Annotated in this window: 23 protein-coding genes; 11 read left to right on the top strand and 12 right to left on the bottom strand. The window is 35.3% G+C overall.

All coding sequences use genetic code 11. The annotated features are described in order from the left end of the window. Positions 1–60 precede the first annotated feature (60 nt). The 4 genes from lnt to DRF58_RS02580 all read right to left on the bottom strand — a co-directional run bounded on the left by lnt (position 61) and on the right by DRF58_RS02580 (position 4,939). A complete protein-coding gene (gene lnt / locus DRF58_RS02595) occupies positions 61–1,710 on the bottom strand; it encodes an apolipoprotein N-acyltransferase (RefSeq protein WP_116032489.1) in 1,650 nt (549 codons plus the stop codon). Between the two features lie 110 nt (positions 1,711–1,820). Then, a complete protein-coding gene (gldG, locus tag DRF58_RS02590; protein ID WP_116032485.1) occupies positions 1,821–3,479 on the bottom strand; it encodes a gliding motility-associated ABC transporter substrate-binding protein GldG in 1,659 nt (552 codons plus the stop codon). A gap of 81 nt (positions 3,480–3,560) precedes the next feature. Next, on the bottom strand, positions 3,561–4,289 hold the full coding sequence (locus DRF58_RS02585) for an ABC transporter permease (protein WP_116032482.1): 729 nt from the start codon (positions 4,287–4,289) through the stop codon (positions 3,561–3,563). Positions 4,290–4,366: 77 nt separating this feature from the next. Then, positions 4,367–4,939: a CopD family protein gene (locus DRF58_RS02580; protein WP_116032480.1), complete on the bottom strand. Its 573-nt coding sequence runs from the start codon at positions 4,937–4,939 to the stop codon at positions 4,367–4,369. A gap of 149 nt (positions 4,940–5,088) precedes the next feature. Here DRF58_RS02580 and DRF58_RS02575 point away from each other — a divergent pair, with 149 nt between their 5' ends. Then, positions 5,089–7,254 carry a M12 family metallo-peptidase gene (locus tag DRF58_RS02575; protein ID WP_116032478.1) on the top strand — a complete coding sequence of 722 codons (2,166 nt, stop codon included), beginning with the start codon at positions 5,089–5,091 and terminating at the stop codon, positions 7,252–7,254. 50 nt (positions 7,255–7,304) lie between these two features. On the opposite strand, the gene DRF58_RS02570 is transcribed toward DRF58_RS02575, so the two are convergent. Further along, positions 7,305–8,132: an SAM hydrolase/SAM-dependent halogenase family protein gene (locus DRF58_RS02570; RefSeq protein WP_116032476.1), complete on the bottom strand. Its 828-nt coding sequence runs from the start codon at positions 8,130–8,132 to the stop codon at positions 7,305–7,307. A 101-nt stretch (positions 8,133–8,233) separates the two neighbouring features. Between DRF58_RS02570 and DRF58_RS02565 the strand changes: the two genes are divergently transcribed. The 7 genes from DRF58_RS02565 to hemL all read left to right on the top strand — a co-directional run bounded on the left by DRF58_RS02565 (position 8,234) and on the right by hemL (position 15,526). Continuing rightward, positions 8,234–9,181, top strand: a complete 948-nt coding sequence (locus DRF58_RS02565; protein WP_116032474.1) for a PhoH family protein — start codon at positions 8,234–8,236, stop codon at positions 9,179–9,181. Between the two features lie 60 nt (positions 9,182–9,241). After that, positions 9,242–9,760, top strand: a complete 519-nt coding sequence (locus DRF58_RS02560) for a hypothetical protein (protein WP_116032472.1) — start codon at positions 9,242–9,244, stop codon at positions 9,758–9,760. Between the two features lie 130 nt (positions 9,761–9,890). Continuing rightward, entirely contained in the window at positions 9,891–10,742 is an 852-nt protein-coding gene (locus tag DRF58_RS02555; protein WP_116032469.1) for a transketolase, read from the top strand. Between the two features lie 21 nt (positions 10,743–10,763). Next, positions 10,764–11,717 (top strand): transketolase family protein, encoded by a 954-nt coding sequence (locus DRF58_RS02550; protein ID WP_116032467.1) that lies wholly within the window; start codon positions 10,764–10,766, stop codon positions 11,715–11,717. Positions 11,718–12,071: 354 nt separating this feature from the next. Then, positions 12,072–12,995 (top strand): 1-aminocyclopropane-1-carboxylate deaminase/D-cysteine desulfhydrase, encoded by a 924-nt coding sequence (locus DRF58_RS02545; protein ID WP_116032464.1) that lies wholly within the window; start codon positions 12,072–12,074, stop codon positions 12,993–12,995. A gap of 142 nt (positions 12,996–13,137) precedes the next feature. Continuing rightward, the gene (locus DRF58_RS02540) at positions 13,138–14,199 is read left to right on the top strand and encodes a glucosaminidase domain-containing protein (protein WP_116032462.1); all 1,062 of its coding nucleotides are present in this window, start codon (positions 13,138–13,140) and stop codon (positions 14,197–14,199) included. A gap of 46 nt (positions 14,200–14,245) precedes the next feature. After that, the gene (gene hemL, locus DRF58_RS02535) at positions 14,246–15,526 is read left to right on the top strand and encodes a glutamate-1-semialdehyde 2,1-aminomutase (protein WP_116032459.1); all 1,281 of its coding nucleotides are present in this window, start codon (positions 14,246–14,248) and stop codon (positions 15,524–15,526) included. A 156-nt stretch (positions 15,527–15,682) separates the two neighbouring features. Here hemL and DRF58_RS02530 read toward each other — a convergent pair whose 3' ends face one another. From DRF58_RS02530 to DRF58_RS02515, 4 genes are all read right to left on the bottom strand, one after another. Beyond that, positions 15,683–16,153, bottom strand: coding sequence for a hypothetical protein (locus DRF58_RS02530; protein WP_116032456.1), 471 nt, complete (start codon positions 16,151–16,153; stop codon positions 15,683–15,685). Positions 16,154–16,622: 469 nt separating this feature from the next. Continuing rightward, positions 16,623–17,684: an NADPH dehydrogenase NamA gene (gene namA / locus DRF58_RS02525; RefSeq protein ID WP_116032454.1), complete on the bottom strand. Its 1,062-nt coding sequence runs from the start codon at positions 17,682–17,684 to the stop codon at positions 16,623–16,625. Between the two features lie 102 nt (positions 17,685–17,786). Further along, entirely contained in the window at positions 17,787–18,233 is a 447-nt protein-coding gene (locus DRF58_RS02520) for a hypothetical protein (protein ID WP_123902348.1), read from the bottom strand. Between the two features lie 140 nt (positions 18,234–18,373). After that, complete coding sequence (locus DRF58_RS02515; RefSeq protein ID WP_116032448.1) at positions 18,374–18,829, bottom strand: DUF1569 domain-containing protein; 456 nt, start codon at positions 18,827–18,829, stop codon at positions 18,374–18,376. A 98-nt stretch (positions 18,830–18,927) separates the two neighbouring features. On the opposite strand from DRF58_RS02515, the gene DRF58_RS02510 reads away from it, so the two are divergent. From DRF58_RS02510 to DRF58_RS02500, 3 genes are all read left to right on the top strand, one after another. Further along, positions 18,928–20,538, top strand: a complete 1,611-nt coding sequence (locus DRF58_RS02510) for a CTP synthase (protein WP_116032447.1) — start codon at positions 18,928–18,930, stop codon at positions 20,536–20,538. A gap of 236 nt (positions 20,539–20,774) precedes the next feature. After that, a complete protein-coding gene (gene yidC / locus DRF58_RS02505; protein WP_116032444.1) occupies positions 20,775–22,562 on the top strand; it encodes a membrane protein insertase YidC in 1,788 nt (595 codons plus the stop codon). Between the two features lie 229 nt (positions 22,563–22,791). Next, positions 22,792–23,454, top strand: a complete 663-nt coding sequence (locus tag DRF58_RS02500; protein WP_245955349.1) for a TrmH family RNA methyltransferase — start codon at positions 22,792–22,794, stop codon at positions 23,452–23,454. On the opposite strand, the gene DRF58_RS02495 is transcribed toward DRF58_RS02500, so the two are convergent. The 3 genes from DRF58_RS02495 to DRF58_RS02485 form a co-directional block, all read right to left on the bottom strand. Continuing rightward, positions 23,451–24,209: an RsmE family RNA methyltransferase gene (locus DRF58_RS02495; protein ID WP_116032443.1), complete on the bottom strand. Its 759-nt coding sequence runs from the start codon at positions 24,207–24,209 to the stop codon at positions 23,451–23,453. The genes DRF58_RS02500 and DRF58_RS02495 overlap by 4 nt on opposite strands. A 47-nt stretch (positions 24,210–24,256) precedes the next feature. Further along, the gene (locus DRF58_RS02490) at positions 24,257–24,616 is read right to left on the bottom strand and encodes a four helix bundle protein (protein ID WP_116032440.1); all 360 of its coding nucleotides are present in this window, start codon (positions 24,614–24,616) and stop codon (positions 24,257–24,259) included. Between the two features lie 76 nt (positions 24,617–24,692). Then, a complete protein-coding gene (locus DRF58_RS02485) occupies positions 24,693–25,565 on the bottom strand; it encodes a DUF808 domain-containing protein (protein WP_116032436.1) in 873 nt (290 codons plus the stop codon).

The following is a 25,565-nucleotide window of genomic DNA, read 5'->3' as shown; positions in this document are numbered from 1 at the left end:
TAGTGTGTTAGAGTTTAAGAATAACCCTCAAATTTCCTCACACTAAAACTCTCCAACTTATTATTTCTTCCTCGTCAAATATTTTCTACCAGGAATAAAAAGTAACAAGGCTCCAATTACGAAAAGACAAAGTCTGGAAAGAAAATCTCCACTTTTGGTGTAGAACGTTTCTTTGTCAATCAAATTAACTTTTGCTGTCAAAGCCCCTTTTGCACCATAAGGTAAATCATCTACGATGTCTCCTCTGGAATTGATATGAGCACTTGTTCCGCTGTTTGCCGCTCTAGCGATTTCTCGCCTTGTTTCTATCGCTCTTAGTTTGGCGTAATCCAACAATTGCTTATGTCCTTGTGAATATCCCCACCAAGAATCGTTCGTTACAATTGTTAGAAGATTTGCGCCTTTTTTGACATAATCTGTCACGAATTCTCCGTAAATACTTTCATAGCAAATAATCGGCGCGATCACAGATTTGTTATAAGGATTGGCGAAGACTTTTCTTTCTTTAGAAATCCCAAGTGAACGTGTTGTTCCACCTAAATCCAACATCACGTTTCCTAAGATTGGTTTGAAGAAATTGATGTAAGGAAAAATCTCAACACCGGGAACGAGCATTGCTTTGTGATAAACTTCCGGTTGTTGATTCGGGATGATTTGTATTGCCGAATTATATTCGTCCACCCAGATTCCTTGTCTGTCGAGATAGCTTGCTGTTACAGGTTTTTCTTCGTCTTCTTTGTAAACATAATAGCTGGAAATCCCGCCTGAGAAAACAGATTTCGGATGTTGAGAAAGAAATGCCTTGATGTTATTGATCAACAAACTATTATGAAATCCTCTTTCACTGAAACCTCCAATTCCGGGAAGTGACGTTTCCGGGGAAAGATATAAATCGATTTTTGACTTTTTATCACTCTGTAAAACCGAATTTTCTGAAGCTAATTTCAACAAATCATTTTCAATCGTCAAACTATCTTTTTGATATTTTTCATTATAAGGATCAAGCGCAGGCTGAAGCATCGTTACATTGATTGAACCAACAGTTTCCGGCGAATAATTGTAATATTTAACTAAAGAAATGACCATCGGTAAAATGATAAAACCTGCCGTCATTAAAACATTTTTGATTAGTGATTTTCTAATTCTTCCAGCTTCCCAAATTCTTATCGTATAAAAAACTAAAACATTACAAACCAAAATCCAGAAACTTCCACCTGTTGCGCCCAAAGTATCATACCATTGGATAAACTGATGATAATCTGCAAAAACATTTCCGAGATTCAGCCAAGGCCAAGTGAATTCCCAAACAAGATGAAGTTTCTCAAAACACATCCAAATCGCTACAAAAAATACCAATCCAAAATAAGTTCCCTGACTTTTCTTATAAAAGTGATAAGCCAAGAAAACCAAAGCCATAAAAAATGAGTTGGTCAAAACAGGAAACAGAACTGCTAACAGAGACTTGCTTCCGTCAGGCAATTGTGAATTATAAAGCCAGCCGGTTGTAACCCAATTCCAAATCAAAAAAGTAAGATAGGAGAAACCAAAAACTGCCAAGCTTTTCTTCTTGATATTACTGAACTTAGTGATATTATGTTCCGCCATCAAAAGCGGAACCCAAGCAAAAAATATAAAAAACGGAATCCCATAAGTAGGCCAGCAGATGGCTAACAAAACTCCGGAAATTAAAGCTAATAAAAGGTTTTTCATAATAAGTTGTTTTGAATATACAGAAATCCTTCGACAAGCTCAGGATGACATCTCTAATACTATCTATTATATTTCTTTTTGTCAGGCTGAGCCTGTCGAAGCCTTTGCATTTACGAAAACATTTTCTTTCTAAGAAAATAAAAGACAGCTCCCAAAACTCCCAAAATTCCTAAAGGTAAAAGCAGATTAATCCATTGCCATTTTGAGCGTTCTTCCTCTATTCTTTCTCGATCTAGTAAACGGATTTCAATCGTTCTGTTTCGGAGTTCCATCAGATTGCTGTCATCCAAAAGATAGTCTAATGCATTTCTTAGGAATTGCGCATTTCCATATTGAGCTTTGGTCAAAAGATCTTCTCCCAAAGGAAGCGATTTTCCTTTCCAGATTTGGTTTCTTGCAACATCGCCATCGGCAATTACGAGCATTTTATTTTCTGGACTTTGAGCTTTGAAATTAGGATAAGAATTTTTCTCGCTTCTCGTTGCATAAGCTGATTTGAATTTTCCTTCCAAAGCTACAGCAAAAATCTTCGGAGGAGTAGGACGTTCCATTTCTCCAATGCTGTCTGTTCTTACGATTTCAGATAGAGCAACATAGTTCGGAACCGTTTTGCTAATAGTTCTTTCGCTGGATTCGAAAAGAACTTTGGTTTTGATATTTGGTCTTCCCAAAGTATCAATCGAAGTTGGAAATTCGAATTTTACAGGATTGATGTTTTTCGTAATTGGATTTTTGGTTTCAGCAATTCCTAATGGAAAATATGGCCAAAGAAAACTACTATATTGCGGATTGCCGGCAATTTCACCAGAAACAATTCTTACTAAAGCCGATTTTTTCATATCCTTGGTCAAAGCAGGATTGATTCTCAGTCCATAATTGAACATAAAATCAGTCAGATTAAGGTCAAGCGGATAAGCCATTATTTTCTTGGCTTGGAAAAGAGTGTCCATTTCCGCATTCACGGCATCAATCATCCAAAGTGTTTTTCCGCCGTTCATAATATATTGGTCGAGAATCACTTTTTCATTATCTGTAAAAGCTTTTCTAGGCTTTGCGATGACAAGGGCGTCCATTTGTTTCAGCTTCGGAACGTCGGCTAGAGACAATTCAGTTTTGTTTTCAGGAATTATTGGTCCAATGTTATAGTTTTCCATCGCAACATCCAAGAATCCTCGGAATTCATCTGGTCCTAACTCCTGTTGATTCACTAAAAAACCTACATTTTTCACCGTTTCTTCGGTCATTCCTTTTATTGTGGAAACGAAGTTGTATTCTAAGTTTTCAATGGATTTATTAAGCTGAGTCGGCGCATCAATTCCGGATTGCTGAACCATTAGTGGAATAGAAGTTCCATAGCCATTATATTTGACCGCTGCATAAGGATAAAGAATGATCTGAGAATCTTTTCCTGCTTTTTTATCTACCAGTTGAGAAGGCTGAATTCCCATTGCCTGCAGAGTATCCATCGGGATTTTCTCAGCAATTGGATCACGGAATTTGTAATCGATTTTTGGATTGATTTTTCGGAACTCGTCCAGCATAAATTTGGTTTCGTTCTGAAGCTGTTTGAAAGAAGCTGGAAAATCACCATCCAAGTAAACTTCAAAAGTCATTGGTTTGTTGATGCTTTTCAAAACTTTAATAGTGGAATCGGAAAGTGTGTAGCGTTTTTCTGCCGTGAGATCGAAACGTTTATATATGAGTCCGCTCATCCCGATAATAAGAATGACAGTGATGATAATGAGCGCGATTTTATTTTTTTTATTCATTTTTAATATTAGTTGACAGTTGTTAGTTGTCGGTTGTCAGGCTAAGCTTCTAGAAGCCTTTTATCTTTTTACTTGATTCTTTTATTTCTTTTTACAAACAAACCAGCTTGCCAAGCCTAATCCTAAGAATATGACGAAAAGAAAATAGAAAACATCTTTGGTATCAATCTGTCCTCTTGTGAAAGCTAGAAAATGCTGATAAAATCCGATGTTTTGCAAGATATAATCTGCTCCTCCTAATAGTTTGTAACTCGCTAATTGTTCTATCCCAAAGTATGAAATGAAACAAATAAAAACGCCTAATAAATAAGCAGTAATTTGATTAGATGATAAAGATGAAGCCAAAATCCCAACAGCGGAAAATGAGGCAATCAGAATAATTAAACCAGCATAACTTCCGAAAGTCATACTTCCATCAATATTACCTTCTGGAACGCCCAAAACACAAACTGTGTAATAATAAATCAATGATGGTAAAAGGCAAAGAATCCCAACCAACCATACGGAAAGGAATTTTCCACCAACAATATCTGTGATTTTTACAGGTTGCGAAAATAACCAGAATAATGTTCCCGATTGTTCTTCCTCAGCCAAAGTTCTCATACTGATAGCCGGAATGATGAACATAAAAAGCCAAGGCGAAAGCACAAAGAAACTTTGTAAAGTAGCACTTCCAATATCGAAAATATTAAAATCGTTCTCGAAAAAAAATAGGAACAGTGCGGAGATGATGCTGAAACCAGCGATGATAATCCACGCGCTCCAGTTTCCGAAAAAATTCCAAAGTTCTTTTTTGAATATAGCTAGCATAAATGGGTTGTAGAGTTTGAGTGTATTAGAGTTTTTTGTTTAGTTCTTTTTTTGTCAGGCTGAGGTTCTCGAAGCCATTAATCCTGATTCTTTTGCCTTTTTTCTTTTATCTTATTTCTATTGACCAATTTGACAATGGATGTTATCAGGAAAATGATTCCGAAAAATCCGAGTAGTAATTGCCACCAATATTCTATAACGTAATATTTGAGAATAACTGTAAAAACAACAGCGAATAAAATAAAAGTTGCAATCTCATTGAATTGTCTAAGCTTGATATTAGGAGTTTGAAGAGTGTTCCCGTTGAGTTTTTTGAGTTCTTTCACTTTTTTCCAACACCAAAAATGATAAACTCCCAACCCAACCAGAAATGTTAGTTTCAAATGAAACCAAGGGGTTTTCATTAATCCTGAATTATAATAAATCATCGTCAATCCGCTTAATAACATTAAAACTCCTGCAGGAACAGTAATAATATTCCAAAGCCTCACAGCCATAAAACTATATTGATTTCTGAGAATATTTTGTTTGACATCATCAAACTCGTCAGTATCTTTATAATAAACAAACAATCTCACCAGATAAAAAATCCCGGCAAAATAACTTACCATAAAAATAATGTGAATCGCCTTAATAATAGAATACAGCATTGAAGCAATATTTTTTTGCAAAGATAGCTTAATGTACAAAAAACTAACACATATTTATTATTCAATATTTAGAATGTAAAAAAATGATATATTCTTAGTTTAATTGATTAATAATTGCTTTTTTTGTAAAGATTTAAAAAAAAGTTTATATGAAAAGAATTTTACAACTGTTTTTAACGGTTTTTGTTTTTATTCTTTCTTCTGCGCAGGCTGGTTTAAAACCTATAGCAAAAGAAGTAAAGGATTTTCAAAACAAGAAAGTAGTATTTAAGAAAGTCAATCCATTCACGTTGGATAATACAAGTGGTAAGCAGATGGTTTATCAACTAGCTGCGAGAGATGCTAAGGTGTTAAATTTGGATAAAAAACAATTAAGAAATTTGATAAGTGAAAAACCTGAAGCATTGGAGATGGATTTTCCTTTTGAAGATAGGCAGCTTACAGTAGAAATGGTAAGGGTTGATATTTATTCTCCAGAATTCAAAGCTGAGACCAACAAAAGACAAATTACTAATTATAAAAAAGGGGTTTTTTACAGAGGGATTATCAAAGGAGACAATACATCTGTAGTTGCATTTAGTTTTTTTGATAATGATGTAGTAGGTATTGCTTCTGCAAATAATATTGGAAATGTGACTTTGGGAAAAGCTGTTAACTCAGAAGATTTCGTAGTTTATAATGACCAAAAATTAACTGGGAAAAATCCATTTATCTGTTCTGCTGATGAATTGATGGAAAATGAAACTCAAAAAGTAAGATTCGATCCGCAAGCCTCTAAAGCACCTCAGATGACAGATGCTTGTGTAAGAGTTTATTATGAGATTTGTTACAAGCCTTTCCAACAAAATGGAAGTGATGTGACTAACACAATCAATTGGATATCTGCTGTTCACAATAATATCAATACATTATATGTAAATGATGGTGTTAAAATGTCTCTAAAGACCGTGTATGTTTGGGAAACGGCAGATCCTTATACAGGTAGTTATAGTGCAAACTTATCTGCATTCCGTTCAAATAGAACAACTTTTGAAGGCGATCTTGCCCATCTTGTAAACTACCCATCTACGACTAGTGTAGCATATCTTAACTCCTTGTGTACAAACAATCGTTATGCATATTCAGGAATTAATATGACTTTTAATGATATTCCAACATATTCTTGGACGGTTATGGCAATGACACACGAGATGGGACATGCTTTAGGTTCTCCTCATACGCATGCTTGTTCATGGAATGGAGATGGTACTGCTATCGATGGATGTGCTCCAACTTACAACCCTGATCTTGCTGAAGGTGATTGCCCTATTGGTCCAATCCCGAGTGATGGAGGTACTATTATGAGTTATTGTCATTTGGTTTCAACTGGAATCAATTTTACAAAAGGATTTGGTGAACAACCAGGAGCTCTAATAAGACAAACGGTTGATTCTAAGGCTTGTTTGAGTGGGAATTGTGTGACGGCTTGTTCAACTACAGTTACTGGGTTGTCTGTTCCGACAGTTGCTAAGACTACAGCGACGGTTGCTATTACTGATGCTACTTCTACTGAATGGAAATATCGAGTGAGTTTAAAGGATGGAACTGTGGTTCAATCAGGTAATACAATAGAGAAAAATTTCAATATTCAAGGTCTTTCCCAAGGGACTTTTTATAAAATAGAAGTAGGTACGGATTGTTCACCAGCATATCAAAGATCTCAAATTATTTTGACAGATGATGATTGGTGTGGAAAAACAATAACAGATACTGGTGGTGCTGATGGTAATTATTCTGATAGCGAGACTTGGAGCAAAACATTCTATCCAGATAATGATGCTCAAAAATTAAAAATAACTTTCCAAGAATTTAATTTGGAGCAAGGTTATGATTTCTTGACTGTTAGAAATGGTCCTTCTACAACTTCACCTATTTTTTCGGGATCTAATAATATGTCAGGAACTACAATTAGAGGACCTTTTGAATCTACACATGAGACAGGCGCAATTACATTGGTTTTTAGATCTGATGCAATGGTCAATGAAGCTGGTTTTAAAGCGATATTAGAGTGTTCTGTATTAGGGTTAAATGAGGCTTCTACTCAAAAATTAGTTTCAATATCTCCCAATCCAGTTAAAAATCAATTTAAAATTGATGGAATACAAAAAATTGAAAATGTAAAAGTTTTTGATCAATCAGGTAAACTGGTAAAAGAGTTTAATTCTGACTCAGTTTCGAGGAATAATTTTGATGTTTCAAGATTAAAGACAGGAACATACATTGTAACAATTAAATCTCAAAAAGGAACTCTTAATAAGAAATTAATCAAGCAATAATGTTTACTTTAAATCAATAATATTAAAACCGACAGCCATGTCGGTTTTTTTTATTCAAATTCTACATAGATTTTTTCACCTGTGCTCATCCCGAAAAGTGTAGAAGCGCCGTTCAAAACGCTACCTTTGTAAATGGTGATTTCCAGCAAATCGGTATCGTTGAAGATCACAGACGATTTTCCGTGAAACTCTTGTTCTCTATTCCAATCAGTCACAACATCTGTATATTGGTCTAATATTTTGGATGTCACGATATTCCTGAATTTAACGGTGAATTTTTGATAAATTGAAGCGTATTTTTCAAAAAACTTGCGACTGATATTAGATACAACATTTCCAAAGTTGTCAATGTACATTACTTCTCCAATAATCATTTTTTCACCTTCATTATAGATTGCATTTGGAAAAGAGATATCTTTTATTGTTTTGATTTTTCTTCCAATCACTTCTGGTAAACCTCCTTTGTAGATGTGCATTGCAGCTGGTACAAATATATCGGTTGCAGGGAAATTGACTTTATCATCAAAACGATTATTAAGTGTTATTTCATAGATAGCTTCTGGCTTTATATCAAAAAAAATCAGATTTGTGATTCCGTTATCAGCGGAAATAAAATAATGTCCATCTATTTTTGCAATAATATTCTTTCTGGATTTATGATAAAAACTATCAACAGCAATGATATGAATGCTGCCTTCTGGGAAAAACTTGTAAGCATTGCGTACGATGTAAGCTGTCTGTAAAAGATTGTAAGCCGATATGTTATGAGTAATGTCAACTACTTTTACCTCCTCGCTCCAGCTTAGGATTTTACCTTTGATACTTGCGACGCGATGATCTACAAGTCCATAATCTGAAGTAAGAGTAATAACCGACATTTTATAATATTTGTTGCAAATTTAATATAATTCAATTTTTAAAGACGAATATCATATCAAATCTATTCATATATTTGTTAGACTAACCACTATTATAATCTATGTTCGAAATCAATTATGAACTTGAAGGCGTTGACAACAAAACGTTTTATGGTGTTCAAAATCAAAATTTCAATCTAATAAAATCCAGCTTCCCAACACTTAAGATTACAGGTAGAGATAACTTTGTTTTCGCAATGGGGAATAGGGAAACCTTGGACTTGTTGAAGAAAAAATTGGATGATATTTCAGATTATATTTCCAAGCACAATTCTCTTGAGATAAAACAATTGGAATCTCTTCTTAAACTCAAAGATGAATCTGAAAAACATCTGGTATTTGATCAAGATATTATAGTAAAAGGCGTCAACGGAAAGGTTATTAAGGCTAAAACTACCAATCTTAAAAAACTAGTAAAGGCATCTGAGAAAAAAGATATGGTTTTTGCTATCGGTCCAGCTGGAACGGGGAAAACATACACTAGTGTTGCTCTTGCAGTAAGAGCTTTGCGAGATAAAGAAGTTAAAAGAATCATTTTAACAAGACCAGCGGTAGAAGCAGGTGAAAGTCTAGGTTTTCTTCCGGGAGATTTGAAAGAAAAACTAGATCCTTATATGCAACCTCTTTACGACGCTTTGCGCGATATGATACCGCACGAGAAGTTGGAAGGTTATATGGAAAAAAGAATCATAGAAGTTGCGCCTTTGGCTTTTATGAGAGGTAGAACTTTGGATGAAGCTTTCGTAATCTTGGACGAAGCGCAAAACACTACCCATTCTCAAATGAAAATGTTTCTTACCAGAATGGGGATGAATGCTAAATTCATCATTACAGGTGATCCGAGCCAAGTAGATTTGCCTAAAAATCAACAATCCGGACTTAAAGAATCTATGACGATTTTAAAAGATGTCGAGGAGATTGGATTTGTGCATCTTTCAGAAGAAGATGTGGTAAGGCATCCTGTTGTGAAGAAAATTATTATGGCCTATAATAATGTTGAGAAAAAATAAAATCTTGTTTTGGTATAAATCTTGGTAAGGATAGTTTGAAAAATTTAAATTTTTGAAACTATGAAAAAGATTTTTTTAGCTGCAGCTATTGCGGTTTTTGGGTTTACAAATGCCCAAGAAGGTTTTAAATTAGGTGCCCACATCGGTGTACCAACAACAGATAACTCTTCTTTTACATTAGGACTTGATGCTGCGTATAGATGGAATATTGCTAAAGGCTTTGATTTAGGGGTTGCAACAGGATATTCTCATTACATTGCGAAAAGCTACGATTATCAAGGTCGGTCTTATAAAGGAGACGATTTTGGATTTATTCCTGTAGCCGTTTCAGGAAAATATTCCTTTCCACAAGCGCCAATTGGTGTAGGATTGGATTTGGGATATGCCATCTCAACTACCGATAATATCAACGGAGGTTTATATGCCTTTCCAAAATTCTTTTATAATATGCCAACAGGTGAGCTATATCTAGGATACCAAAGTGTTTCTAGCAAATATGATTACGATGGCTTTTATGATAGAGATATTACAGAGACAACAGGAGCAGTTGTTGTTGGTTATAATTTCTATTTAAACTAAAATCAACCTCACATAAATTGTACAAAACTTCGATTTTTAATCGGAGTTTTTTTGTTTGAGAATATAAGGCAATCTCATTTTTAGACATCGTAAAAAAATTGTATTTTCGCAATAAAGTAAATCTTAAATAATGAGCAAATCAATAGAAGAGCTGAAAAGCCTTTCAACACAGATTAGAAGAGACATTCTTAGAATGGTTCACGCGGTAAACAGCGGCCACCCAGGTGGATCTCTTGGTTGTACAGAATATTTCGTAGCACTTTACGGGGAAATCATGAATTACAAATTACCTTTTACAATGGAAGGTAAGAACGAAGATTTGTTTTTCCTTTCAAACGGGCATATTTCACCGGTATTTTATAGTACATTAGCAAGATTCGATTTCTTTCCGGTTGCAGAATTGGCAACTTTTAGAAAATTGAATTCAAGATTACAAGGTCACCCAACAACGCACGAAGGTTTACCAGGAATCAGAGTAGCTTCTGGTTCATTAGGTCAAGGTTTGTCGGTTGCTTTAGGTGCTGCTCAGGGTAAAAAATTAGACGGAGATAACTCTCTAGTTTATACACTTCACGGGGACGGCGAGTTGCAAGAAGGGCAAAACTGGGAAGCATTGATGTATGCAGCAGCAAAAAAAGTTGATAATATCATTTCTACGATAGATTATAACGGAAGACAAATTGATGGAGATACAGACGATGTTTTGTCTTTAGGAGATTTGAGAGCTAAATTAGAAGCGTTCGGATGGTTGGTTCTTGAAGAGAAAAACGGAAACGATTTGGAAGCAGTTATTGCAATTCTAAATAAAGCGAAATCAGAAACAGGCAATGGAAAACCTGTTGCGATTCTTCTTCATACAGAGATGGGAAGTGGAGTTGACTTTATGGTTGGCAGTCATGCTTGGCATGGGAAAGCACCTAATGATGAGCAGTTGGAAACAGCTTTCAAACAATTGTATTTAGAAGCACCAGCTGATTATTAATCCGTTTTAATTAAGATCAAAATGAAATATACATACACAGAAAAAAAAGATACACGTTCCGGTTTTGGAGCAGGATTGGCAGAACTAGCTGATACAAATCCAAATGTAGTTGCACTTTGTGCTGACCTTATTGGTTCTCTTAAAATGGAGAAGTTTATAGAAAAAGCACCGGAAAGATTTTTCCAAACAGGTATTGCGGAGGCTAATATGATTGGGTTAGCAGCAGGTCTTACAATCAATGGAAAGATTCCTTTTGCAGGAACATTTGCCAACTTTGCAACATCTAGAGTTTATGATCAGATTCGTCAGTCTGTGGCGTATTCTGGAAAGAATGTGAAAATTGCAGCTTCTCACGCTGGGGTAACTTTGGGTGAAGATGGAGCGACGCACCAAGTTTTGGAAGATATCGGAATGATGAAAATGTTACCGGGAATGACGGTTATCAACCCTTGCGATTATAACCAGACAAAAGCTGCAACATTAGCTGCTGCTGCTCACGAAGGTCCAGTTTACTTGAGATTTGGACGTCCTGTGGTTCCAGTTTTCATTCCGGAAGATATGCCTTTCGAGATTGGAAAAGGTATTCTTTTACAAGAAGGGACTGATGTTACGATTGTTGCAACCGGACATTTGGTTTGGGAATCTTTGTTAGCTGCTGACGAATTGGAAAAAGAAGGGATTTCAGTAGAAATTATCAATATTCATACAATCAAACCTTTGGATGAAGAGATAATCTTGAAATCTGTAGAAAAAACAGGTAAGATTGTAACGGCTGAGGAACATAATTATCTTGGTGGATTAGGAGAATCTGTTGCTGGAGTTTTGGCAAGAAGAAGACCAACACCTCAGGAGTTTGTAGCTGTACACGATACTTTCGGAGAGTCTGGAACACCTGCAGAATTGATGAAAAAATATCAAATTGATGCAGAAGCTGTAGTAAAAGCAGTTAAAAAAATCATCGAGAGAACAAAATAATTTTTTAAAATTATATCTTACAAAATCCACCATTTTTGGTGGATTTTTTGTTTGTAGAATTTTTAGGAGCTTATTGACTCTGTCGAATAGCAACTTTTTTAAATTTTCAATTAGGAGCTATTTCCCGCTATCCGCTATATCTTTTTTGTCATTGCGAATGAAGTGAAGCAATCTTTTGAACTATTCAATAATCGCAATAACAAAAAAGGATGCCGCTACTATCGGGGCTAAGGTATTTGTAATCCCAATCAAGTTTTCCAGCTTAAAATTTTTATTCTAAATAAAATTGGCTAAATCTACAGAGAAAAAATCCTATAAATTTTCGTTCTAAACAAAACTTAAGTAATTTTGAAAATGCTTCAAATTCCGGAATATAAAATCCCAATTGTCGAAATCAAAATTGATTTTGATGTTAAGATTTTTATCAAAAGAGAAGACCTTATTCATCCAAAAATTTCTGGAAACAAATTCTGGAAACTCTTCTTTAATGTCAATCAATATCTGGAATCGAAACCTGAAAATCCTTTGCTAATTTCTTTTGGTGGCGCTTTTTCTAATCATGTTGCGTCGGTTTCTGCATTTGGAAAACAATTTGATATTCCAACGATTGGAATTATCAGAGGAAAGGAGTTAGAAAATAATTGGCAAGAAAATCCAACACTTTCCGAAGCATCCGAAAACGGAATGCAATTCTTTTTTGTTTCCAGAGAAGATTATCAGAATAAAGGAAAATTAACCAAACAATTTTCCGAAAAATATCCAAACGCACTTATTATTCCCGAAGGTGGAAGTAATGAAATGGCGGTTGAAGGTGTCCAATATATGTTGGGAAATGACACCAAAGATTTTGACTATCTTTGCACCGCAGTTGGAACCGGAGGAACAATTGCAGGAATTTCGAAGTTTGCAGAAGAGAATCAGAAAGTTGTCGGAATCAAGGTTGTGAAGGATGATTCTTTGCAAAAATCAATTTCGGAATGGAGTAGTAGAAGCAATTTTGAATTGATTGATGCGGATGAAAACAGATATGGGAAAATATCGGATGAGAATATTCGTTTTATAAATTGGTTTTATGAAGAATATGAGATTCCGCTTGACCCAATTTATACAGGAAAGATGATGCAGAAGGTTTTTGAATTGGCAAAGAAAGATTTCTTTCCGAAAGGTTCAAAGATTCTGACATTTCATACGGGCGGATTACAGGGAATCAAAGGAGCTAATCAGTTTTTGAAAAGTAAAAATAGACCGTTAATTCATTTTGAAAATTCGATTTTTTGACAAAAAGTGAATTGATGTGGAAACCCATAGCCCCGATAGTAGCGGCATCCTTTTTCTTTTTTGCAAAAAAAGGAAAAGATATAGCGGATAGCGGGATTAAGCTCCTGAAAAATTAGAAGATAAATATTTTAAAATATTGAAAATGAGAAAATTATTTGGAATTGGTTTGTTGTGTGTTCTGGGATTTGTGAAAGCGCAAACTTGGAAAACAGAAGACCAATATGTCCAAAAATTTGCACCTTATGCGGTGGAAGAAATGGAGAAATATAAAATTCCAGCGAGTATCACTTTGGCTCAAGGACTTTTGGAAACAGGAGGCGGACAAAGTCGATTGGCACAATTGGGGAAAAATCATTTTGGAATCAAATGTAAGGAAGATTGGACGGGAAAAACAATGAGCCACACAGATGATGCTCCCAACGAGTGTTTCCGAGTGTATGAAGACCCGAAGCAATCTTACGAGGATCACTCGATTTTTTTGGCGACTAGAAAGTATTATACCAAATTGTTTGACCTAGATCCAAAAGATTATAAAGCTTGGGCACACGGACTTAAAAAAGCTGGATATGCGACCAATCCCAAGTACGCACATATCTTGATAAGCAAAATTGAAAAGTATAAACTTTATGAATTTGATAATACGACCAAAGATGAGGTTTATTATGCGATTCTGAAATTGTATCCAAGTCTTAATAATGATGCTGTTTTTATGGCTCAATTGGGGCAGGAAAAACAAAATGATAAAGTTACTCCGCCAACTGTAAAAGTACCTTATTCACAAGGCTCTTATGCGAAAAAAAAGTCTGAGGTTTCTGATATTATAGATTCTAAAACTAAGGTTGCTCTTTTGAAAAATATCTTGGTTAAAAACCATCCCAATGGTGATTTGAAGTTTTTTATAATGCCTGTGGATGCTAATGTTTCTGATATTTCTAAAAAATTCGGAATCAGTGAAAAACGTTTGATCAAGTATAATGAACTAGAAAATTCTAAACTTGAAAAGAATGATATTATTTTTCTAGAAGGTAAAAATTCATCTGGAAATACGGCAACTTACAAAGCAGGAATTGGCGAAACAATGCACGATATTGCTCAGAAATTCGGAATCAAATTGAAAAAGCTCTATTCTAAAAACAGGATGGAAGCCGGACAAGAACCAAAAGCCGGACAATTGATTTATCTGCAAAGCAAGAAACCAAGGTAATTGTACAATATATTATGTACAAAGTAATAAACAACAATCAACAATAATGTTATACCAAAGAAGTTCAGCGCTTTTTGAAGAAGCGTACAAATATATTCCGGGCGGTGTTAATTCTCCGGTTCGTGCTTTCAAATCTGTTGGAGGTGTTCCGATTTTTATGAAATCTGCAAAAGGTGCTTACCTTACAGATGAGGATGACAGATCTTACATCGATTATATCAATTCTTGGGGACCGGCAATTCTAGGTCATACACATCCTGAAGTTTTAGAAGCTTTGAAATTACAAGCTGAGAAAGGATTTTCGTTTGGAGCACCGACAGAATTGGAAACTGAGATTGCAAAATTCATTGTAGAAAATGTTCCTAATGTTGACCAAATCAGAATGGTTTCTTCCGGAACTGAAGCTTGTATGAGCGCGATTCGTTTGGCTAGAGGTTATACTGAAAGAGAAAAAATCATCAAGTTCGAAGGTTGTTATCACGGACATTCGGATTCGTTTTTGATTCAGGCGGGAAGTGGAATGGCAACTTTTGGAAGTCCCAATTCTCCGGGCGTTACTCAAGGAACGGCGAAAGATACATTACTTGCCGAATACAATAATATCGAACAAGTTGAAGAACTTTTCAGAAACAATCCTGAGCAAATAGCGGCGATTATCGTAGAACCGATTGCCGGAAATATGGGTTGTATTTTGCCGGAAAATCAATTCCTTCAAAACCTTAGAAGAATTTGTGATGAGAACGGCGCATTATTGATTTTTGATGAGGTAATGACAGGTTTCCGTTTGGCTTTTGGTGGCGCGCAGGAAGCTTTGGGCGTGAAAGCGGATTTAGTAACTTATGGAAAAGTCATTGGTGGCGGATTGCCGGTTGGTGCTTTTGCAGGAAGAAACGAAATTATGAACTGGCTTTCTCCAAGAGGACGCGTTTATCAAGCCGGAACTTTGAGTGGAAATCCTCTTGCAATGAGAGCCGGACTAAAAACTTTACAGTTAATAAAAGAAGATGTTGATTTCTATAAAAAATTAGATAAGACAACCGAAACTTTGGATTTTGAAATCGGGAAAATTCTGAATGAAAAAGGAATCCGACACAGAATTAACAGAAAGGGAAGTATGATGTCGATTTTCTTTGATGTGACTTCTGCGAGTAATTTTAATGAAGTGAATAATTCCAATATTGGTTTGTTCAACAACCTGTTTCATCAGGTTTTGGAACAAGGGATTTATCTTCCGCCAAGTGGCTATGAGACTTGGTTTATTTCGTCTGCGATTGGCGATACAGAGATTGATAAAACGCTGGAAGCTTTTAGGAAGTTTCAGTATTAGATAAAGAAAAACCTTTCCGATTTTGGAAAGGTTTTTTTGTAGTGCAGATTTGAAGTTAAGTCTTTTTTATCGTAACTTACTAATGTGAATTTTCTATACTTAAATCGTGGTTAAGGAAAATAATTATATAATCTTGGATGACGTCAAGTGACAAATCTATTTTTTATAAATTTTGTCAAAATCAGTAATTAATGCTCTCATAAGCATTTCACCATTTTCACCAAGACCTTTATTTTCTAAGCCTATGTCTTTTCTCATTTCAAACATAATTTTTGTGATTAAGCTCAAGTGTAACTTTAAATCTTCCTTTTTATCTTGGTCATATAAATGTTGAAAATAATCAGAAAAAGCTTTAATAACATTTGGAGAAGCAAATAAAACATACTTTTTGTAGAATTCGTATAATTGTTTCAAATTCTGATCCGATGAATTTTTTTTAAATTTAGTATTAGCAAAAATATCTATTATTAAGTTTACAAAATTTTGATAAATTTCTCTTCTTTGTTTACTTAATTCGTTATTGAGCTCTTTCTTTTTCTCAAGTTGAGATTTAATAAGATATCCGACGCCTGCACCAATTAATGGTAGCCCAATTGTAAGTATTGTTATTAATTGAGTGTTATCCACGATATTGTTTATTTTGATTTTTGCAAAAATTTTGTTTCACTCCTAGCGTTAATCCGAATAATAATCTTATTAAAAATAATTAAATAAAAACTAACAACAAATGTTAGATAAAAACCAACATCTTTAATAACGAAACGTTATCCAAATCTTGATAAAATTAAGATAGAAGAATTTCCGCCTAGATTTTTTAATCTAGTTTTCCTTATTCATATCCTTAACCAATCCAACTGCAAAATAACCAATAATTGCTACCGCTAAAACAATACAAATCCACATAAACAAAGGGGTTTGCCAGAAGGTTTTTTCGGTTTCTTTAGATTTTGATTGCTCAATTTTTTCTAAATTCGATAGGGTTGCGACAGGATAATTTTGATTAAAATCGATTCCGGAACTGGCGAGGTCATATTGTGGTGCAGACCAAGTGGAATCAATTGATTAATAATAATAATTTCATTACCCAATTGATAAATTACTTTACAGGTTTTGCTCTCAAATATTGATGCGGATAAAAACAATCATCGCCATTTTTCCAAGAAGATTGAACTGCGAAATAAGGATTTCTCAAAATTTCTCTAGCCAAGAAAATCAAATCTGCTTGTCCGTTTTCTAAAATTTCTTCTGCTTGTTCTGCAGAAGTGATTAATCCAACTGCTCCAGTTTCAATTTCTGAAATTTTCTTAACATCTTCTGCTAAAGGAACCTGATAACTTGGTCTCAAAGGAATTGTAACACCGTTGATATTTCCACCACTGGAAACATCAATCAAATCTACATTTTTAGCTTTTAAAGCTTTTGAAAGTTCAACACTGTCAGATATTTCCCAACCGTTTTCTGCATACTCGGTTCCAGAGATTCTTACGAAAAGCGCTTGATTTTCTGTAATTTCAGAATTAACTGCATCCACAATTTCCATTAAGAATCTTGCTCTGTTTTGTGGATTTCCACCATATTCATCGGTTCTGATGTTTGATAATGGTGATAAAAACTGATGAATCAAATAACCGTGCGCACCGTGAATTTCCAAAACATCAAAACCAGAATCTACAGCTCTTTTCGCTGCTTTTCGGAAATCTTCCACCAAATTTTTGATTTCTTCAACAGATAATTCGTGAGGAATTCTTTCTGAATGATGAAATGGAATTGGACTTGGAGCAATAGTTTCCCAGCCTTCTTCCAAACTCATTTGTCGGTTGGTTTCAGCAGAGACAGAACCTTTTCTTCCTGCGTGTGCCAACTGAATTCCGATTTTACTTTCCGAATTCTGATGAACAAAATCAACGATTTTTTTCAACGCCGAAGCTTGTTCATCATTCCAGATTCCAAGGCATTTGTTAGTGATTCTTCCGCGTGGTTCAACGCCTGTTGCTTCTACGATAATAAGTCCTGCGCCACCCTGAGCGCGACTTCCGTAATGAACAAAATGGAAATCATTCGCAACGCCGTCTTCTGCAGAATACATACACATTGGCGACATTACGATTCGGTTTTTCAGTTCTATATTTCTGAATGTTATTGGTGTGAAAAGTTTCATTTTTAGATTTTTTATTATTGAAAGGCTTCGAGAGCCTCAGCCTGACAAAACTTACTGCTATAGATGTCGAACTAGGCTTGTCGAAGTGTCTTTATTATTTAATTAGTTGTTGAAATAGAAAGGAAAACTCAATGTGTTTCCATAATTGGTCCAAGTTCCTTCGAATTTCAATTGGTTTTTGTCTGCTGATTTTTTGAGTGTTAATTCTCCGGAAAAGATGCCGTTGTGTTTTCCGTTTCCTTTTTCCGACAGTTTCAAATCGTAGATTTTGGATTGGTCTTTTGAGTTTTGAGTTTTTTCTGCATCCAAAATTATAGTTCCTTCGAAGTAAGCTTTTGTTCCTTCTACATCCGAGAAACCAAAAACTTTGTAAGTGTCTTTTTCTTGATTTTCTGTAGAGATAGTTTCGAAAAGAACTTTCAGATTGGTTGAATTATCAATTTTTCCAGTGAAAAACTCGTTGTTATTTTTGATTAATTTCTCAACTTCTTGTGCGTTGAAAATTGTAAATCCGAAAATAAAGACTAAAAGAAAAATTACGTTTTTCATAATCATAATTTTTAAACATTGAATCACTCGCAGCCCGGCTTGAGCGGAAATCCTTTTTTGCGTGGATTTCGAGTTCTATTTAAACCGAAATCGTCGACAAAAAAGATTGGGAGCGGAAGGCGGATAAGTTGCCCTAAAAATTAAACTCCAAATTGTGTCAAATGATGGTCGAGATGTTTGGACATCATATTGTTCCATTCGGTTGCAGTGAGTTTTCCGAAGTTGAAACTCTCTTTTCCATCAAAAGCTTCTGCTCCTAATTGTTGTGTTTTTTGGATAAATCCTATGATTCTTTTTCTCTCTTCTTCAAAGATTTTGTTGTCTGTTATCACAAACATTGCGGAAGTTGGAGAGTTATGTTTGTAAGGAACTTCGTTTACGACTTTTGGTTTTACAAATTGTTTCAGAACCCATTTTGTGAGACGATTTGGTTTCTTATGTTTTTCCTGTTCGTAGATGAGTTCATAAGTCACATTACAGTGAGCCAGCATTTTATCAACGGACATTACGCCCCATTTCGGGAAAGAATCTTCCGTGAGTGCATTGATTCTCTTGATGAAATGAGAGGTGTCGTTTTGGTCAAATATATTCTTCATTTTTTAAGTCGCGATTTTATGTTTTATTAACTTGTAAAGTTACGAACTAAAATTGTTTTTTAGGTCTAGATGCTTTAACTTTGCACAAACCTAATCTAATGAGTAAAAAAGAAACGAAATACATCTTTGTGACAGGAGGTGTGACATCGTCACTGGGTAAAGGAATCGTCTCAGCTTCTTTGGGACTTCTACTGAAATCTCGCGGTTTCAAAGTTACCATCCAAAAACTTGACCCTTATATCAACATCGATCCAGGAACGCTTAATCCTTATGAACACGGCGAATGTTATGTGACCGAAGACGGCGCAGAAACAGATCTAGACCTTGGACATTACGAGAGATTCTTGGATTCTCCAACTTCACAAAACAACAACGTTACAACCGGAAAAATCTACCAAACCGTTATTGAAAAGGAGCGTAAAGGAGATTTTCTTGGAAAAACTGTTCAGGTGATTCCTCACATTACCAACGAAATCAAACGCAGAATCAAAATGCTTTCCAAAAAAGACTATGATATCATTATCACAGAAATCGGAGGAACAGTTGGTGATATCGAGTCGCTTCCTTATATAGAAAGTGTTCGTCAGTTGCAATGGGAATTAGGTAAAAATAATTCTATGGTCATCCATTTGACATTGTTGCCTTATTTGGCTTCCAGTGGAGAACTGAAGACAAAACCTTCTCAGCATTCTGTTCGTCAATTGATGGAAAGTGGGATTCAAGCAGATGTTTTGGTTTGCAGAACCGAGCATCACATTCCGAAAGAGCAGAAAGCAAAATTAGCTCAGTTCTGTAACGTAGGTATCGAAAGTGTTATCGAATGTATCGATATGCCAACTATTTACGAGGTTCCATTAGATTTACAAAGACAAAAATTCGATGAGGTTGTTCTTAAAAGATTTAATCTACCTGTTGGAAAAGATTCAAACCTGAAAGACTGGAAATCATTCCTTAAAAAATATAAAAACCCGAAAAAAAGTGTAGAAATCGCTTTGGTTGGGAAATATGTCTCGCTTCAGGATTCTTATAAATCCATTGCAGAAGCATTCATCCACGCAGGAGCAGATTTGGAAACAGAAGTGAATGTAAGATGGGTTTACAGTGGCGATATCGAAACTGAAGGTGCAGAAAAACTCTTGAAAGGCGTTGACGGAATCCTTGTCGCTCCAGGTTTTGGCGATAGAGGAATCGAAGGTAAAATTCAAGCTGCGAAGTATGCAAGAGAGAACAAAGTTCCATTGTTAGGAATTTGTCTGGGGATGCAGATTATGACGATAGAATTTGCCAGAAATGTATTAGGATTAGCTAAAGCCAACAGTATGGAATTCGATACTTCTACGCCAGATCCGGTAATATCTCTAATGGAAGAACAGAAAAATGTGGTGGAAAAGGGCGGAACAATGCGTCTTGGTGCTTGGAAATGTGCTTTGAAGCAAGGTTCAAAATTGGCTGAAATCTACGGTGCAAAAACCATTTCGGAACGTCATCGTCACAGATATGAATTCAATAGCGATTACAAAAAAGACTTCGAAGATAAAGGTCTTGTTCCAACAGGACTTAATCCGGAAACAGGCTTGGTCGAAACGTTAGAACTGAAAGACCATCCTTTCTATGTAGGCGTTCAATATCATCCGGAATATAAGAGTACGGTTGCAACACCGCATCCTTTATTCAAAGCGTTTGTAAGCGCTGCGGTGAAGAATAAATAAAAAGTATTAACATAATGTACAGTGTATAATTCAGAATAAGGAAAAATACATTGTACATTTTACTTTTTACATTAATACATCAGAGTAAAGTATTTCCTTGAGCCATTCGTCTTTATAACGGAATCTGAAAAATAAATCCTATTTTTGCAGACCGAAATAGAAGATTTGAAATTTGAAATTTGACATTTACTATCAACTTCAAACTTCAGACTTTAAACTTTAAATTTTTTTCTATAATGCAACAAAACAACGGATTAGATAAAAAACAACTGATTAGCTTCGGTATTTTTTCTATGATTCTTATCGGTTTTATGTTTTATTTCCAAAACAAAAACGCCAAAGCTGAACAAGAACAATTGGCTCTAGATGCCAAAAAAACAGAGCAGACTGCAAAAGCAAAAGTCGCAGCAACCAATCTGAACGCTGCAACAGTAACATCTACTTCTGTTCAGAAAGTTAATCTTCAGAATGATGAGTTAGCTTTGGAATTCTCTAGCGTTGGTGGGCAATTGAGTTCTGTTAAATTGAACAAATTCAAAGCTTACGGAGATAAACCACTTTATCTTTTTAATAACAATAATTCTAATTACGGATTTGAGTTCAAAGATAAATCAGGTAAGGTTTTCAATACTAAAGATTTGGTTTTTGCGCCACAAGTTGCAGGAAATGTTGTAACATTAAGTTCAAAAGTAGGGAATGCTGTTATTCAATTCATTTATACATTGAAGCCAAAATATGCATTAGATTTCCAAGTTAAAACACAAGGTTTGGCTAGCATCGTGAATGACGGTAAAGCTAATTTCGTTTGGAATTACAATGTAAGAGGTGCTGAAAAAGGACGTTCGCAGGAAGAAACTCACACCGAGTTTTCTTATGCATTCAACAATTATAAAGACTACGATTACGACGCTCGTTCTGATATGGATGAGCCGGACGAAACGCTGAACTGGATTGGTGTAAAACAACAGTTCTTCGCAGCGGTTATCGAAGCTAAAAATGGATTCACAAAATCAAAAGGAAACCAGGAAGCTATTCCGGAAGGTGAGTTTTTGAAGAAATTCAATTATGACGGACAGGTTAATTTGGCTGGAAACGAGTTGAATCAAGACTTCACTTGGTATTTTATGCCATTGGATATGGATTTGTTGAAATCATTTGACAAAAACTTTGACGAGATTATTCCACTAGGCTGGTCATTCATCGGTTCATTGAACAGATATGTATTTATGCCGTTGTATGATTTGCTTTCTAGTTGGGGAATTGCAGCAGGTTGGGCTATTTTCTGGATGACGATTATCGTTAAATTAATTTTGTCTCCGGTAATGTTCAAACAGCACAAGCTAAGTGCAATGATGAAGGTAATTCGTCCTGAGATTGATGAGGTTAATGCCAAATTCAAAGACGCTGACCCAATGAAGAAGCAACAGGAAACAATGGCGGTTTATCGAAAGGCCGGCGTGAATCAAATGGCGGGTTGTTTACCGGCGTTGGTTCAGATTCCTTTGTTCTATGCGCTCTTCCGTTTCTTCCCGAATATGTTGGAGCTTAGAGGGAAAAGCTTCTGGTTCGTGCCGGATTTGACAGCTTATGACGACATTATCAGTTGGGGAACCAACATTCCGTTGTTAGGAAATCACCTGAGTGTATTTGCGATTGCGTGTACGATTGTGATTTTGATTTATACAATTATGACTTCAGGTAACATTCAGCAGCCTCAACAAGAAGGAATGCCGAATATGAAAGTCCTGATGTACATCTTCCCAATCACGTTCTTATTCTTCTTGAATAGTTCTGCATCCGGTCTATCTTGGTACTATTTTGTATCCAATGCGATTAACATTGTGATTATCTTGGTGATTAAATATTTCATCCTTGATGAGAAAAAAATCCACGCTCAGATTCAGGCTAACAAACAGAAGGAACCTAAGAAAGAAGGTAAATTCCAAAAGAGAATGAGAGAGATGATGGAGAAAGCACAAGAGCAACAGAAAGCTCAGGAGCAAGCTAGAAACAAAAGAAAATAAATATTAAGCGGTAATTTTTTACCGCGTTTTTATTTTAATAACCCTTTCAGAGTTTCAAACTCTGAAAGGGTTTTCATTTGCGTAAGTTAACTTTGATGGGTTTTACCTCTTTGTTAACCTTAAAATATTTTCAATAATTTCAAAAAAATCTTTGCGGACTTTGCGTTAAAATCTACATTTTATAAAAAGAAAAATCCCGAAATTTGCAACTTAATTTAAACCCAAAACCTTGAACTTAGAATCCACTTACGAATATCTCCAGCAATTCCTAACACCAGAACGTTTCCAAAAAATCGAACATTACTCCAAAGAAAGTTCCGATTTTGTTCTGCCGGTGATGGAAGATATTTACCAGTTCCGAAATGCTGCGGCGATTGTTCGTTCTGTAGAAGCCTGTGGATTTCACAAAGTAATTGCGATGGAGAAAGAAAATTTCTTTGAACCGAATCTGAAAGTCACAAAAGGCGCAGATACTTGGGTAGAAGTAGAGAAGATGCCGAGAACAATAGAATCTCTACAAAACATCAAAAACCGAGGTTACAAGATTGTAGCAGTTTCTGCAGAGAACAATGCAAAAATGCTTCCCGATTATAAAATCGAAGAACCTTTGGCTTTGGTTTTCGGGACAGAATGGGAGGGAACAACAGATGAATTATTAGATTTTGCAGATGAGACTTTAGCTATTCCGATGTTTGGATTTACGAGAAGTTTCAATGTTTCTGTTGCCGCCGCAATCTGTATGTACGAGCTTAAACAAAAGCTTCTAAAATCTGATATTGATTATAAATTATCCGAAGAAAAATTACTTCAAATGAAAATCCGATGGGCAAAAAACTCGATTCCGAGTGGTGATATGATTTTGGAAAAGTATTTGAGGGAGAATCAGATTTAAAATATCTTATCATAGTTCCAAGCTGCAACAAAAATTCCTGCAGTTTCTGTTCTCAATCTTTGATTTCCTAATGAAACCGCTTTAATTCCTTTGTCCGCTAACAATTGAATTTCTTTATCCGAAAAATCACCTTCCGGTCCAATTAGAAAAGTATATTGCGAAAAAGTCTTTGAGAGCCTCAGACTGACATCGTTTGAACTATTAGCTTTGTCATTCTGAGCTTTTCGAAGAATCTCTAAATCATTCAGATTAATTCTTTCTAAGCTTTCATTACAATGGGCAACAAAAGTATTTTCTGGATTAAGGTTTTTCATAAAATCAGAAAACTTAATCAAATCATTGACTTTCGGAAAATGAAATCTGTGACTTTGTTTTGAAGCTCCAATAGCCTGTTTTCTCAGTTTATCAATGCTGATGTTCTTGCGTTCGGTTTTTTCTGTGAGAATAAAAGTAATTTCCGCGATTCCCATTTCTACTGCTTTTTCAACAAAAAATTCGATTCTGTCGATGTTTTTTGTCGGCGCAATTGCGATATGAAGTTTTGGTGAAAAATCGGGAAGATTTTCTTTGATTTCAGAAACATCTAATGAGACTTTTTTACCTTCGAAAACGAGATTGCCTTTGGCTAGATTTCCTTTTCCGTCGGTTACGAAAATCTCTTCACCTTCGCGCATTCTGAGAACTTTGGTGATGTGTTGTTGTTCATCAGAATCAATCAATATTTCGGGGAAAATCTGTCCAAAGAAAAGCTTCATATTTTGTTAAATCGTTTATTTGTTGAATCGTTAAATCGTAAACTTGTTTATTTGTTGATGGATTTGTTTAAAGAATTAATTTGGTTAGTTATAAATTCTGATTTTTCTCGCAATTGTCTATAATTTTCATCATTTAAAAACCCTAAGTCGTTTGACAAAATTAAAAAATTGATTACCTCGATTGTTGAGCCAAATGCGATATTCAAAAATCTAGATTTTTCTTTGTTAGATTGCCTTGAAAAACCTTCTGCAATATTGGCTGAAATACTTGTTGAAGCGCGTCTCAGTTGATTGGTAATTCCAAATTTTTCGTTTTCTGGAAAAGCAGTTGTTACAATATAAATGTCTTTTACCAATCGTCTTGAATTTTGCCAAACCTCTAATTTCTCAAAATAAAACTGATACATATTTAATATAATTATTTCAACAACAATTAAACGATTTCACAATCTTACAAATTAGCGATTTAACAAATCTACGATTCTACGATTTTACTAATTTAAATATCTTTTTTCCAACTGTTGCCAACAAAACCGCAGCTAAACCAAACACAAATCCCAAACCTAATTTTGAAAGAACATTTTCTGGAAGTAAATGATGTATATAGTCGATATTATGAAGGAAGATTTCACCAGAAACCAATAACAGAGCGATTGTCCCAACAACGCCAAGAATTTTGATAACTATCGGCAAGGCCTTAATCAAAACTTGTCCAAGACCAGAGAAAAATCCTTTGTTTCCTGACTTTTTCATAAGGAAAAATCCTGCATCATCCATTCTGACAATCAAAGCAACAATTCCGTAAACGCCTACTGTTGCAATAATAGCTACAAACGAAACACTCAGAATCTGAGTCAAAAGGGGATGTTGTTTTTCGATTACGGTTCCTAATGCGATGATGACAATTTCCAAAGAAAGGATGAAGTCTGTTTTGATAGCGGAACTGATTTTCGATTTTTCTGATTTCTCATCTTCTTCTGGTAAAGTGCTTTCTTCTACAACCTCGTGTCCTTTTTTATTCCTGTGAAAAAGAAATTCAACAATTTTTTCGACACCTTCGTAAGCCAAATAAATCCCACCCAGAATCAAAATATAAGTGATTGCAGGCTCATAAAGCCATTTGAGTAAAAATATAAAAGGGATGATAATCAGTTTGTTGATAAAAGAACCTTTGGTGATTGCCCAAAGAACGGGAATTTCTCGTGAAGAAAGAAATCCGGTTGCTTTTTCTGCGTTCACTGCAAGGTCGTCGCCAAGAATTCCGGCAGTTTTTTTTGTTGCTAATTTGCTGGTTACTGCGATGTCGTCCATCAATGCACCAATATCGTCTAAGATTGCGAAGAATCCTGAAGCCAT

Origin of the sequence: Epilithonimonas hispanica (assembly GCF_003385395.1) — a bacterium.
In the GTDB taxonomy this organism is placed as follows: domain Bacteria; phylum Bacteroidota; class Bacteroidia; order Flavobacteriales; family Weeksellaceae; genus Epilithonimonas; species Epilithonimonas hispanica.
Note: the sequence above shows the minus strand (reverse complement) of the source record. Positions and strands in the feature narration are given on the sequence as shown.